11 protein-coding genes are annotated in these 13,029 nt (G+C 64.4%); 5 read left to right on the forward strand and 6 right to left on the reverse strand.

Annotation, left to right across the window (positions count from 1 at the left end):
• The first annotated feature begins 573 nt into the window (after positions 1 to 573).
• Positions 574 to 915 carry a surface attachment protein Sap1 gene (gene sap1 / locus BLV45_RS16460; RefSeq protein WP_090534981.1) on the forward strand — a complete coding sequence of 114 codons (342 nt, stop codon included), beginning with the start codon at positions 574 to 576 and terminating at the stop codon, positions 913 to 915.
• 226 nt (positions 916 to 1,141) lie between these two features.
• Here sap1 and BLV45_RS16465 read toward each other — a convergent pair whose 3' ends face one another.
• The 5 genes from BLV45_RS16465 to BLV45_RS16485 form a co-directional block, all read right to left on the reverse strand.
• Complete coding sequence (locus BLV45_RS16465) at positions 1,142 to 2,875, reverse strand: IlvD/Edd family dehydratase (RefSeq protein WP_090534983.1); 1,734 nt, start codon at positions 2,873 to 2,875, stop codon at positions 1,142 to 1,144.
• Between the two features lie 46 nt (positions 2,876 to 2,921).
• Positions 2,922 to 3,935 carry an L-arabinose ABC transporter permease AraH gene (gene araH / locus BLV45_RS16470; RefSeq protein ID WP_090534985.1) on the reverse strand — a complete coding sequence of 338 codons (1,014 nt, stop codon included), beginning with the start codon at positions 3,933 to 3,935 and terminating at the stop codon, positions 2,922 to 2,924.
• Between the two features lie 44 nt (positions 3,936 to 3,979).
• Positions 3,980 to 5,512, reverse strand: coding sequence for an L-arabinose ABC transporter ATP-binding protein AraG (gene araG, locus BLV45_RS16475; protein WP_090534988.1), 1,533 nt, complete (start codon positions 5,510 to 5,512; stop codon positions 3,980 to 3,982).
• Positions 5,513 to 5,580: 68 nt separating this feature from the next.
• Positions 5,581 to 6,585 carry an arabinose ABC transporter substrate-binding protein gene (locus tag BLV45_RS16480; protein WP_090534990.1) on the reverse strand — a complete coding sequence of 335 codons (1,005 nt, stop codon included), beginning with the start codon at positions 6,583 to 6,585 and terminating at the stop codon, positions 5,581 to 5,583.
• Positions 6,586 to 6,728: 143 nt separating this feature from the next.
• Positions 6,729 to 8,192 carry an aldehyde dehydrogenase family protein gene (locus BLV45_RS16485; RefSeq protein WP_090534992.1) on the reverse strand — a complete coding sequence of 488 codons (1,464 nt, stop codon included), beginning with the start codon at positions 8,190 to 8,192 and terminating at the stop codon, positions 6,729 to 6,731.
• Positions 8,193 to 8,369: 177 nt separating this feature from the next.
• Here BLV45_RS16485 and BLV45_RS16490 point away from each other — a divergent pair, with 177 nt between their 5' ends.
• Both BLV45_RS16490 and BLV45_RS16495 read left to right on the forward strand, forming a co-directional pair.
• On the forward strand, positions 8,370 to 9,347 hold the full coding sequence (locus BLV45_RS16490) for a LysR family transcriptional regulator (RefSeq protein WP_090534994.1): 978 nt from the start codon (positions 8,370 to 8,372) through the stop codon (positions 9,345 to 9,347).
• A gap of 64 nt (positions 9,348 to 9,411) precedes the next feature.
• Entirely contained in the window at positions 9,412 to 9,966 is a 555-nt protein-coding gene (locus BLV45_RS16495) for a YaeQ family protein (RefSeq protein WP_090534997.1), read from the forward strand.
• Between the two features lie 35 nt (positions 9,967 to 10,001).
• Here the strand turns inward: BLV45_RS16495 and BLV45_RS16500 are convergent, their stop codons facing one another.
• Positions 10,002 to 10,427 carry a VOC family protein gene (locus BLV45_RS16500; protein WP_090535000.1) on the reverse strand — a complete coding sequence of 142 codons (426 nt, stop codon included), beginning with the start codon at positions 10,425 to 10,427 and terminating at the stop codon, positions 10,002 to 10,004.
• A 429-nt stretch (positions 10,428 to 10,856) separates the two neighbouring features.
• Here BLV45_RS16500 and ada point away from each other — a divergent pair, with 429 nt between their 5' ends.
• Both ada and BLV45_RS16510 read left to right on the forward strand, forming a co-directional pair.
• Positions 10,857 to 11,990, forward strand: a complete 1,134-nt coding sequence (ada, locus tag BLV45_RS16505; RefSeq protein WP_090535002.1) for a bifunctional DNA-binding transcriptional regulator/O6-methylguanine-DNA methyltransferase Ada — start codon at positions 10,857 to 10,859, stop codon at positions 11,988 to 11,990.
• Complete coding sequence (locus tag BLV45_RS16510) at positions 11,987 to 12,913, forward strand: DNA-3-methyladenine glycosylase family protein (protein ID WP_090535004.1); 927 nt, start codon at positions 11,987 to 11,989, stop codon at positions 12,911 to 12,913. Before ada ends, BLV45_RS16510 begins: the two co-directional genes overlap by 4 nt.
• The last annotated feature ends 116 nt before the right edge of the window (positions 12,914 to 13,029 follow it).

A 13,029-nucleotide genomic window follows, 5' to 3' on the forward strand; every position in this document is an offset into this window, starting at 1 on the left:
TCACTGAATCACCGGTGAAAGGCTTGTCCCGCATTGCTTCGCCCGTTCCGGCAGCGCGACGTATCGCCCGCTCCACGGTCGTTTTAAAGCATTCCGCATGCCCAGTCATGGTATTCCCGACATGCCAGATGCCGGTTTTCGCGCCGTGAATGCGTCCGCGAAGACAGCTAAATGCAAGCAGGCATCTTTTTTATTCTGCATCTAACCCGATACTCAAGGCCTTTTGATTCATCGGGTTAATGAGTGTGTGTGCAATGCACAAAATCGCAATAAATCTTAGTCGTCGTTTAATTAACGCATTCGACCGATTCACCCTGTTCACGTAAAACGCTTGATGGATAAAGCGCACAGCCAGAAATCCCCCATTTCAGCCAATACTCGCCCACCCGGGGTTTACGCGCGCTTTTCAGCCGACTTTCAGATGCGACACCGTCTGCGACAATTCGCCACTGTTGCGAGCGCACACAAGATGTGCTTGTGTCCGTTTGCAGTTCTCCTAGAGTGCAAGATACGGGTGTCCCCCGAAGTTAAATAGATAGCTAACCTGAGTAATGACCCGCACGGAGGCTGAACATGAAAAAGCACATTGCTGTTCTTTTCGCGATCGCTGGCCTTGCCGCTGTTTCCGCCGCGCAGGCGCAGGACATCGTCATCAAGCCGCAGCAGACGATCCAGTTCCGGCCTAATTCATATGGGTGTCTGTCGAAGGACAAGTTCGACGCCGCCGATCATCACGCGCAAGCGGGCGAGCAACAGAAGATGCAGGAGTTCTTCTCCGGCTATCAATGTCTTTCGACGCCGGAAAACGCCGATTTCCGCGTGGTGCGCGTCGTGGGGCATGACCTCGAATTCGTGAACGCCGGTAACGGCGACACGCAGGGGCTCTGGACCAACGACCGCTTCATCAAGCAATAAGGTCGGCAGTTCCGGCACAACGCAGAAGCCCGACGCAACCGGTTTCGTCACCGGCTGATCGGGCTTCGCCTGTTCGTCGGCATATCTGCACAAAAATGGCCAGTTCATACGGACTGGCCATTTTTGCATTTGGGCGGCATCTGCGCGAGGAACCTTAAAAAAGCCGATGCGGCAGAACCGCATCGGCATGGCGCCTTCTCGCTAGCGCAGGTGACTCAACGATAAATCAATGCGAATCGCGCGGCACGGGCGCGCCGCTCGATCCGACAAGGAAGTCCAGATCCGCGCCCTGATCCGCCTGCAACACGTGCTCGACATAGAGCTTGTAGTAACCGCGCTTCGGCAGATCCGGCGCCTGCCATTCAGCGCGGCGGCGCGCGAGTTCCTCGTCGGACACCTCGAGATGCAGCCGGCGCGCCGCGACGTCGAGCTCGATCATGTCGCCCGTCTTGACCAGGGCGAGCGGACCGCCCGCCGCCGCTTCCGGCGACACATGCAGCACCACCGCACCGTACGCCGTGCCGCTCATGCGACCATCCGAAATCCGGACCATATCCGTGATGCCTTTTTCCAGCACCTTTTTGGGCAGCGGCATGTTGCCGACTTCAGCGAAGCCCGGATAGCCCTTCGGCCCCGCACCCTTGAGCACCATGATGCAGTGCTCGTCGATGTCGAGCGAATCGTCGTCCACCTTCGCGTGCAGTTCCTCGATGTTCTCGAACACCACCGCGCGGCCGCGATGCTGGAGCAGCGAAGGCGTCGCCGCCGAAGGCTTGATCACCGCGCCATTCGGCGCCAGATTGCCCTTGAGCACCGCGATGCCCGCCTTCGGCTTGAACGGCTCCGCAAACGTCGTGATGACCTTCTCGTCGTAGTTCGGCGCGCCGGACACGTTGTCCCAGATCGTCTTGCCGTTGACGGTCAGCGCGTCGCGATGCAGCAGCCCCTGTTCGCCGAGTTGCTTCAGCACCGCGGGCAAACCGCCTGCGTAATAGAAGTCCTCCATCAGATACTCGCCGGAAGGCTGCAGGTTCACGAGACACGGCACGTCCGAGCCCAGTTCCCAGTCTTCAAGCGAGAGCGGCACGCCGATGCGCTTCGCGAGCGCGATCAGATGAACCACCGCGTTGGTCGAGCCGCCAATCGCCGCATTCGTGCGGATCGCGTTTTCAAACGCCTGGCGCGTGAGGATTTTGTCCATCGTCAGGTCTTCGCGCACCATGTCGACGATGCGCCGCCCGGCCAGATGCGCGAGCACCTGACGGCGCGCATCGACCGCGGGAATCGCCGCGTTGTGCGGCAGGCCCATGCCGAGCGATTCGACCATCGACGCCATCGTCGAAGCGGTGCCCATCGTCATGCAGTGGCCGCGCGAGCGGTTCATGCACGATTCGGCTTCGGTGAATTCTTCCTGCGTCATCGTGCCGGCGCGCACTTCCTCCGACATCTGCCAGACGCCCGTGCCCGAGCCGATGTTCTTGCCGCGAAAGCGGCCGTTCAACATCGGGCCGCCAGAGACGGCGAGCGCGGGCAGGTTGCACGACGCCGCGCCCATCAGCAGCGCGGGCGTGGTCTTGTCGCAACCGACGAGCAGGATCACGCCATCCATCGGGTTGCCGCGAATCGACTCCTCGACATCCATCGAAGCCAGATTGCGAAACAGCATCGCGGTAGGGCGCAGGTTCGTCTCGCCAAGCGACATCACGGGAAACTCCAGCGGCAGCCCACCGGCTTCATACACGCCTTTTTTCACGTACTCCGCGAGCTCGCGGAAGTGCGCGTTGCACGGTGTGAGCTCCGACCAGGTGTTGCAGATGCCGATCACCGGACGACCGTCGAATTCGTCGTGCGGGATGCCCTGGTTTTTCATCCATGAGCGGTGCAGAAAGCCGTCGCGATCTTTCAGGCCGAACCAGGCCTGGCTGCGAAGCGGCTTCGCGTTCTTTTTGGAATCAGCCATGAAAACTCCTGTTTTTACCGTTGCGGCGGGCGCGGGAGGGCGCGCGTCAATGCACGCGTTTGCTGCGGCGGTACTGATCGAACAATACCGCGAGCAACAGAATTCCGCCGCGAATCAGATATTGATAGAAAGTCGGCACGTTCATCAGGCTCATCGCGTCCTGCACCGAGCCCATGATCAACACGCCAACGAGTACGCCGGAAATCGTCGCCACGCCGCCCGTCAGCGACACGCCGCCGAGCACGCAGGCGGAAATCACGCCGAGTTCGAGACCCACCGATGTTTTCGGATCGCCGAGGCTCATCCGCGACGCGAGCATCACGCCCGCGAAGCCGGTCACGAGCCCTTGCAGCACGAACACGGTGATCTTGATGCGCGTCACCGGCAAGCCCGCGAGCAACGCCGCTTCGCTGTTGCCGCCGACGGCCAGTACGTTCTTGCCGAACACGGTTTTCTTCAGCAGGAAACCGAACAGCACAAAGCCGACGATGTTGCTCCAGATCGGATACGAAATGCCGAGGAACGAGCCGCCACCGAGGTCGAAAAACCGTTCTTCGGAGATCATGACCGCATCGCCGTTCGAGGTGATGAACGCGAGGCCGCGCACGACTTCCATCATCGCGAGCGTGACGATCAGCGAGTTGATTTTGTAGCGCGCCACCAGCATGCCGTTCACGAGCCCGACCGCGCCACCCGCCAGCACGCCGCCGGCGACGCCGAGCATGACGCTGTGCGTCGCGGTAATCAGCGTCGACGCCACGACGCCCGAAAACGCGACGATCGACGCCACCGAGAGATCCACTTCGCCAAGCGCGAGCACGAACATCATCGTCACGGAGATCGAGCCGATCAGCGTGACCGACAGCAGCAGGCCCTGGATGTTGCGCGAGCTGAGAAAGTCCGGCACCGTCACGGCCAGCACCGCGAACAGGATGAGAAACACCATCACGATGCCGGACTTGTTGACGAGGTCCCACGTGCGCGCCGCACGCGAGCCGACGCCAGCCGATACGCGCGGCGGTGGTGGCGGCGCGGAAGAATTGGTGGATTGCGTTTGCATGTTGTCTGTTCCCGTTTCGATTGCCTGATTCGCGCGCTGGTGTGTCAGCGCGGCAGCGCGAGCTTGATGAGCGCGTCGGGCGTTGCCTGCGCCTTGGGCAGGTCACCCGTGATGCGGCCTTCCTTCATCACGAGGATGCGATCGGCGACGCCAATCACTTCCGCGAGGTCGCTCGACACGACGATCACCGTGCGGCCCGCTTCGGCGAGCCCGTACAGCAGGCCGTAGATCTCGCTGCGCGCGCCGACGTCGATGCCGCGTGTCGGCTCGTCCATGAGGAACACGTCGATTTCCTCGGCGAGCCAGCGCGACAGGATCACCTTCTGCTGGTTGCCGCCCGACAGCGTGCCGATCGCCGTGTCGCCGCTGCGCGTCTTGATCGCGAGCTTCGCGATGTATTCCTTCGAGGTCTGTGCTTCCTTGCGACCGTTGAGCACGTTGAAGCGGCTGAAGTGGCGGCGGCAGCTGATGTTCAGGTTGTCCGAGACCGAGGCGATCGTGACGATCCCTTCCTGCTTGCGATCCTCGGGACAAAGCGCGACACCGGCGCGCACTGCGTCGCGCGGCGTGGCGAACTGCACGCGCTTGCCCTTGAGCGTGACTTCGCCCGCCGTGGGCCTGACCGCGCCGTAGATCAGCTTCATCAGCTCGGAGCGGCCCGCGCCGACAAGACCAAAGAAGCCGACGATTTCACCCGCGTGCGCCGTGAAGGAAGCCGGCTCCGAGAGACCCGGTCCCATCAGTCCGTTGACGTCGAGCTGCACGGCGCCCACTTCGCGCGGACGATAGCCGTACACGTCGCTGATCGAGCGGCCCACCATGCAGCTGATGAGCCGGTCGCGTTCGAGCCCGTCGACGTCCTCGAACGTCTCGATGCGCCGTCCATCGCGAAACACGGTGACGCGGTCGCACAGTTCGTAGACTTCGTCCATGCGATGCGTGACGTAGATAATCGCGCGGCCTTCGGCCTTCAACGCGCGGATGATGCGGAAAAGCTGCTCCGTTTCGCGTGAGGACAGCGAGCTCGTCGGTTCGTCGAACGCGATCACGCGCGCGTCGCGCATCAACGCCTTGCCGATTTCGATCATCTGCCGCTGGCCGATCGACAGGCGCTTCACCTGCACCGACGGATCGATCTTCTCGCCGAGCCGGTCGAGTTCGTGAATGGCGCGTTTGACCAGCGCCTTCTCGTCGAGCACGCCGAAGCGGTTCGGCAGCGCGCCGAGCATCAGGTTTTCCGCGACCGTCAGCTCCGGTACGAGATGCAGTTCCTGATAGATGATCGCGATGCCGGCTTCGATTGCCGCCTTCGTCGTGGCGAACTGCTGCACCGCGCCGTTTAGCGACAGCGTGCCCGCCTCGGGGTGGTTCACGCCCGAGAGCACCTTGAGCAGCGTCGACTTGCCCGCGCCGTTTTCGCCCATGAGACCGTGTACTTCGCCGCGACGCACGTCGAGCGACACCTGGTCGAGCGCGAGTACGCCCGGAAAGCGCACGGTAATACCTTCCAGCTGGAGATACGGATCGACGGCGCGCGTATCGGGCGCCGTCGTTTCGTCTTGAGATAAACCGGTCATCGAATGCCTCTTGCTGATGGGGCGGGGCACACCACGCCAGACGCGCCGTGTGCCTCGCACATGCATCCTTAGATACCCAGTTCCTGACGCACCTGCTGCCAGTTGCTGCGCACCATCAGCTTGCCGGTGGTCTGCGTATCGGCGGGCGGCTGCTTGCCTTTCTCGATCCACTCGACCAGGTTCTCCGTGCTTTCCCTGCCGTGGTTGGTCGAGCTGACGGCGATCGTGCCGAAGAAGCCCGTCGGTTCCTTCTTCTGGAACTCGGCGAACGCTTCGCCCGCGCCGTTAATGCCCACGCCGATCACATCCGCAGCGGGAATGTGCAGCTGCTCGGTGGCGCGCACGCCGCCCAGCACGCTTTCTTCGTTGAGCGCGAAGATCACCCACTTCTTGATGTTCGGATGCTGTGCCAGCACCGGCGACGACGCGTTAAAGCCACCTTCGTCGTCCGTCGTCTTTTGCGGCGCGTCGAAAATGTTCTCCTTCTTGAAGCCGTTCGCGAGCAGCGATTGCGTCGCGCCATCGGTGCGCAGCTTGGCCGTCGGCAGTTCGTAGCTCGTGATGCGCAGCGCGCCGACTTCTTCCGGCTTCCAGCCGCGATGCTTCATTTCATCCGAAATCGCCTGGCCGACCTGATTGCCGATCTTGAACGCGGACATGCCGAGATGCGGCACGTTCGCGAGCGGCTTGCCGGTCGAGTCGACGAGCTGGTCGTCGACGGTGACGAACTTCATGTTGTAGCGCTTCGCGCGCGCCTGAATGGCCGGTCCGAGGCGCACGTCGGGCGCGCAGATCACGAAGCCCTTCGCGCCCTGCGCGCCGAGGTTATCGATCGCGGCCAGCACCTTTTCTCCATCCGGCGTGCCGATATTCACGACCGAGAAGTGTTCTTTCTGGCCGAGCGCGGTGGCGGCTTTCTGTTCATTGATGAACCATGCCTGCTCGGGCATCTTCACGAGGAAGCCGACTTTCAGCGGCTCGTCGGCCTGTGCCGACATATGGACAGCAAACGGAGCGGCGAGGGCAGCGGCGGCCATCGCGGACAACGTCAAACGGCGAAGCTTGCGATTCACAGATAGTCTCCTTCGATTATCAAGGCTGCATGCCTGTCTGGCGAATAGCAGCCGGTCAATGCAGACGCATGCGGATCCGGGTGCCCGCGTGCGCCGGTGTGCCACATCGCGTGCGGCGCTGGTTCATGCTCCAGCGCGCGCGTTCAGCCCGCGACGTAAGCGGTTTTCACAGTCGTGTAGAACTCCGCGGCGTACGTGCCCTGTTCGCGCGGTCCATAGCTCGAGCCTTTCCGTCCGCCGAACGGCACGTGATAGTCGACGCCGGCGGTCGGCAGATTCACCATCACCATGCCGCTCTGGCTGTGTCGCCTGAAATGCCGCGCGTATTTCAGCGACTGCGTGCAGATGCCCGCGCACAGGCCGAATGGCGTGTCGTTCGCGAGATGCAGCGCGTGGTCGTAGTCGTCGGCGGGCAACGCGACGGCGACCGGTCCGAAAATCTCCTCGCGCGCGATCCGGTGCCCCGGTTCGCCGATGAAGAGCGCCGGTTCGAGGAAGTAACCGCGCGTCGCCCGTTCAAGCTGGCGGCCGCCCGCGACCAGTTCCGCGCCTTCCTCGCGCCCGGCGCGCAGGTAGTCGAGCGTCACCGCGAGTTGCTGTTCGTTTGCGACCGGACCGATGTCGGTGCCGTGCCTGAGCGCGTGGTCGACCGTGAGCGCGGCGAGTTTCGCCTTGAGCGTCGCGACGAACGGCTCGAACACACCCCGCTCGACGATCAGCCGCGACGACGCCGTGCAGCGGTGTCCGGTCGAGAAGAACGCGCCGTTCAGCGCGGCGTCGACGGCGGTGTCGAGATTGGCGTCGTTCAACACGACGAGCGGATTCTTGCCGCCCATTTCCAGCTGCACACGGGCCTGACGGGCGGCCGCCGCCTGCAGCACGCGCGTGCCCGTCGCGACCGAGCCGGTGAAGCTGATCGCCTGCACGAGCGGGCTCGCGACGATCCGTTCGCCGACCTGCCGGCCGCTGCCCATCACGAGGTTGAACACGCCCGCCGGCAGGCCGGCGCGATTGATGATGCCCGCCAGCGCCGCCGCGCACGCCGGCACGGTTTCCGCCGGCTTGAAGACGACGCAGTTGCCATAGGCGAGGGCGGGCGCGATCTTCCACGCCGGAATGGCGAGCGGGAAATTCCACGGCGCGATGATGCCGATCACGCCGACCGGCTCGCGCGTCACGTCGATATCGATATCGCCGCGCACCGACGCGAGATGCTCGCCGGGAATGCGCAGCGCTTCGCCCGCGAAGAACTTGAAGATCTGGCCGGCGCGCGCCGCTTCGGCGATGGCCTCGGGCAGCGTCTTGCCTTCTTCGCGCGCCAGCAGGCGGCCCAGTTCGTCCTTGCGCGCGAGGATTTCGCTGCCGATTGCATCGAGCGCATCGGCGCGGCGCTGGATCGAAGCGAGTGACCACTCACGAAACGCGGCGCTTGCTGCCTCGATCGCACCATCGGTCTGACGGGCGTCGGCGCGAGCATATTCGCCGACCGGATCGTCGAGATCGGATGGATTCAGCGAAAGCCCGGTCGTCGCGCCCGATTCCCACGCACCGTTGATGAAGTGCCGGAATGGACCCGAAACGAGGGGAACGAGAAAGTCGCGATTCATCAATGCACACGGCCGGTTCGCTGAAAGTCCACGAATGGTATGAGTCGTCGCAATAACTTTCCAATCCCTTTTTGGGACATCGTGATATCGTTTCTGGTATGACAAGACCGGGTTCGCCGGGCCGCGATGCATTTCCAGCGCGTCACGGCATGACATGACAACGGAGCGAGACACGCGATGACCCGCAGCTATTCGAACTGGTTTGTGCGCGCGCGGCTGAAAACGCGGCAGCTGCTGCTGCTCGCGGCGATGGAGGAAGAAGGCAACGTACGCCGCGCCGCCGATGTGCTGGGCATGACGCAGCCCGCCGCATCGCGACTGCTGAAGGAACTCGAGGACATGCTCGGCGTGAGCCTCTTCGACCGTACGCCGCACGGGATGCACGCCACGCTGTACGGCGAGGTGATGATTCGCCACGCGCGGATGGTGCTGTCAAACCTCAGTCACGCGCATGATGAAATATCGGCGTTACGCGAGGGGCTGGCCGGTCAGGTGCGCATCGGCGTGATCGCCGCGGCGGCCGCGACGATGGTGCCGCGTGCGATCACGAAAGTGAAGGCGCAGTATCCGCAGCTGCAGATCTGGGTGCAGGTCGAAACGTCGGACGTGATGTTGCCGCGCGTCGCCGAAGGCGACCTCGATATCATGATTGGCCGCGTGCTGGAACGGCAGAATCAGCTGAAGACGGAGATCCACTACGAGCCGCTCGCCGACGAGCCGCTGTGCGTCGTCGCGCGGCCCGGCCATCCGCTCGAAGGCGAAGCCGGGCTGACGCTGCGCGGGATCGTGAATGCCGGCTGGGTGCTGCATCCGCCGGGCAGCGTGCTGCGTCACCGGTTCGACATGATGTTTTCGCAGATCGGCCTGAATCCGCCGCAGAACGTGGTGAACACGAACAATTTTCTGGCAATCGCGAGCCTGCTGCTGCAAAGCGACATGCTCGCCGTGCTGCCCGACGAAGTCACGCGGCAGTACCAGCAATACGGCGTGCTGAAGCGTCTGCCGATCGAACTGCCGTACCGGATGGACGCTTTCGGTATCATCACGCGCCAGTCGCATCTGCTTTCACCTGCGGCTTCGGTCGTGCTCGGCGCGCTGCGCGCGGCCGCCGCGGATGTTTACGGCGGCCCGTTCGACGTCGCAGCGGCCCGCTAACCGGCGGTCCGCTGCCTGTCCCCATTATTCTGAATCGCCCGTGCGAGCGGGCCGAAAACGCTGCATGGCTCTCAAATCGACGATTTACAAGGCTGAACTCCAGATCGCCAACATGGACCGGCACTATTACGCCGATCACCAGCTGACGATCGCCCGCCATCCGTCCGAAACCGACGAACGGATGATGGTCCGTGTCGCCGCGTTCGCGCTGTTCGCGCAGGAACGCCTCGAGTTCTGCAAGGGCCTCTCGGATACCGACGAGCCGGACCTCTGGCAAAAGGACCTGACGGGCGCCATCGAAACATGGATCGACGTCGGCCAGCCGGAAGAGCGCCGCATCGCGAAGGCAAGCGGCCGCGCGAACGACGTGATCGTGATCGCGTACGCCGGACGCACGTCCGATATCTGGTGGCAGGGCGTGCGCGGCAAGGTGGAACGGCTGCGCAACGTGACGGTGTGGTCGCTTGGCGAAGGCGTGGCGGCATCGCTCGGCAGCCTGGCCGAACGGACGATGCGGCTGCAGTGCACGGTGCAGGACGGCGCCGCGTGGCTCGGCAGTTCCGCCGCCGACCCGGTACCGATCGAGTGGTCGGTGCTGAAAGCGCCCGCCGGCGCCTGACGCGTATTGCCGGGCCACGACGCTTCTTCTAACACCTACAGCGCGCTGGAACGCGCCGCCTCGGGCGGCCCCTTCAGCTCGACCATGTTGCCTTCCGGGTCGAAGAGATACTGCGAGGGCCCGTAACCGTCCGCGCCGTATCGCAACGCCTGCTCGCCAGGCTGCACGCCGTGCGCGACCAGATGGGTTCTGAGCGCATCGGCGTCGAACGGCTCGATGCGCAGGCAGACGTGGTCCATATTGCGACCGGCGTCCGGCGAGCCGCTCTCCGGACGGTCGATCGGACCGCCCACTTTCAGCAGATCGATCAACGAGCGCCCGGCGCGTAACTGCGTGAGTCCGATATCCGGCTGCTCTTTTTCGACGTTGCAGCCGAGCACATCGCAGTAAAACCGCGTCATCGCCTCGGGATCGCGCACCCTGATGACGATATGGTCGATCTCGCGAATATGAAACTTCATGGGAATCTCTCCTTCGTTCCGATCCGGACACCGCTGGGTGGCCCTCCAGGAGTGTAGGAGAGGCAGGCGACGTGCGTGAAACGAAAGCGCCAGAAGAGGCTGATTGCACCACCGGTGCGGCCCGGCAGTAAAGGGAAAGCGGGGGAAAACAGGCGAAAAAAAGCCCGCTCACTGGGAGCGGGCTGAATCCATATCAGGAGGAGACATGGAGGAGACAGAGACGACTATACACAACGGCCTGGTGCGATGCAATAACTTTTTAAGGGAAAACCCGGGGAAATGACAATTTGTCGCATATTACCTACGACGCATCGCGCAATCCCCCGTCCGCTAGCCGAATGGCCGAAATGACAGAGCAAGAAGCGGAGCGTAGGGTGAGGGGATGCTGACTACATTGGTGAACATCGAAACCGTCCTGTCGGGAACGTCATGAACACCTCGAACACTCTCCGTACTGCCTGGTCCACCGACGCAAAGCGCTGGGCCGCCGTCACCGAACGTAGCGCCGAAGCCGATGGCGCGTTTTTCTTCGCCGTCCGCACGACGGGCGTTTTCTGCCGTCCTTCGTGTGCGTCGCGGCCGCCACGCCGCGAAAACGTCGAATTTTTCGACACGGCGGATGACGCCCGCGCCGCCGGCTATCGCGACTGCAAGCGCTGCCAGCCTAGCCGCCTGCCGCGCGACATCGAGATCGTGAACCGCGCGTGCGCGGCGCTCGACGCCGATCCGCAGCAGCGCGTCACGCTCGCGCAGCTGGGCGACGCCGTGCATGTCAGCCCGTTTCACCTGCAGCGCCTCTTCAAGCGCGTCATGGGCGTGTCGCCGCGCGAGTACCAGGCGGCGCAACGCGGCGCCGCGCTGCGCGACGCGCTGCGGCGGGGCGACGACGTCACGCGGGCCACGGTCGACGCCGGCTTCGGCTCGCCGTCGCGCATGTACGACACCGCGCCCACCGAGCTCGGCATGGCGCCTTCGGCGTATCGTCGCAAGGGGGCGGGGCTCGTCGTGCGCTACGCCAGTGCGCCGACGTCGCTCGGCTTCGTGCTGGTGGCCGCCACGGAAAAAGGCATCTGCAAGATCGCTTTCGGCGACGATGTGGCGCCGCTCGTCGACGAACTGCGCGCCGAATTCGCCAATGCCGAACTCCGCGAGGAAGCCGGCCCGCTGATGCCGTTCATCGCGCAGATCGATGCGTATCTGCGCGGCAGCCAGCAGGCGGTCGATCTGCCGCTCGATATTGCAGCGACCGCGTTCAGGTTGAGGGTCTGGGACGCGCTGCGCCGCATTCCATACGGCGAGACGCGCAGCTATTCGGACATCGCCGAAGCGGTTGGCTCGCCACGCGCGGTGCGCGCCGTGGCCAGCGCCTGCGCGACCAACCCGGTGGCGCTCGCGATTCCCTGCCATCGGGTCGTGCAGAAGGGCGGCGCGCTCGCCGGCTATCGCTGGGGCCTGCCACGCAAGGCGGCGCTGCTGGAAGCCGAAGCGCGCCACGCAGGCGCGGAGATCGCCGGTGGCTCGTCCGCGCCGGCCAAAACCCACGATCTGGATCACGCCGCTTGAGCCCATCCGCCTCGCTTGCCGCTGTCACGCTTGAGCTGCCGTTCAAGCCACCCTTCGACTGGCCGCGCGTCCTGCGCTTTTTCGCGGGGCGCGCGACGCCAGGCGTCGAAGCAGTCGAAGACGGCGCGTACCGGCGCGCCATCGAATGGGCCGGCGACAGCGGCACGCTCACCGTCCGTCTTCATCCGAAGAAACGTTGCATCGTCGCGAGCCTCGAAGGCGCCGTCGGGCAGCACGCGGGCGCGCTCGCGGCGCCGATCGCACGCATGTTCGACCTGCACGCCGATCCGGCCGCGATCCGCGCGCATTTCGCCGACGACCCGTGGCTCGCGCCGCTCGTCGACGCGTCGCCCGGCCTGCGCGTGCCCGGCGCGTGGTCCGGTTTCGAGCTGGTCGTGCGGGCCATTGTCGGGCAGCAGGTCAGCGTGAAAGCGGCCACCACGATCATCGGCCGGCTCGTGCAGCGCGCCGGCCTGCGCATCGAAGGTCACGCGCACGAAGGCACCGCGTGGCGCTTTCCGACGCCGGCGGCACTTGCCGCCGTCGATCTCGCGCAGATCGGCATGCCCGGCAAGCGCATCGCCGCATTGCAGGGCTTTGCCCAGGCCGTGGCGTCGGGCACCGTGCCGGTCGAAGGCGCCGGGATCGACGATCCCGATACGATGCGCGCGGCGCTGCTCGCGTTACCGGGAATCGGGCCGTGGACAGTCGAATACGTCGCGATGCGCGCGTGGCGCGACGCCGACGCGTGGCCGGCGCTCGATCTGGTGCTGATGCAGGCAATCGCCGCGCGCGACCCGGCGCTCGTGCGTCCTGCGCAGCAACACGCGCGCACCGAAGCCTGGCGCCCGTGGCGCGCATACGCGGCGATGCATCTGTGGAACGAAGTCGCCGACCGCGCGCAGGGCGCTCGCGGAGGCTAGGGTTCATGCAGCGCCCGGGCGGCGTTAAACGCCCGGGGAACAGCGCGCACGAGCGTTGAAGCAGACCGGGCAGCAGGGCGGCAACGCAAAAAAATGCAGTGCCAGGGAAGTCCCGA

Origin of the sequence: Paraburkholderia sartisoli, assembly GCF_900107685.1 — a bacterium.
Taxonomy (GTDB): Bacteria; Pseudomonadota; Gammaproteobacteria; order Burkholderiales; family Burkholderiaceae; genus Paraburkholderia; species Paraburkholderia sartisoli.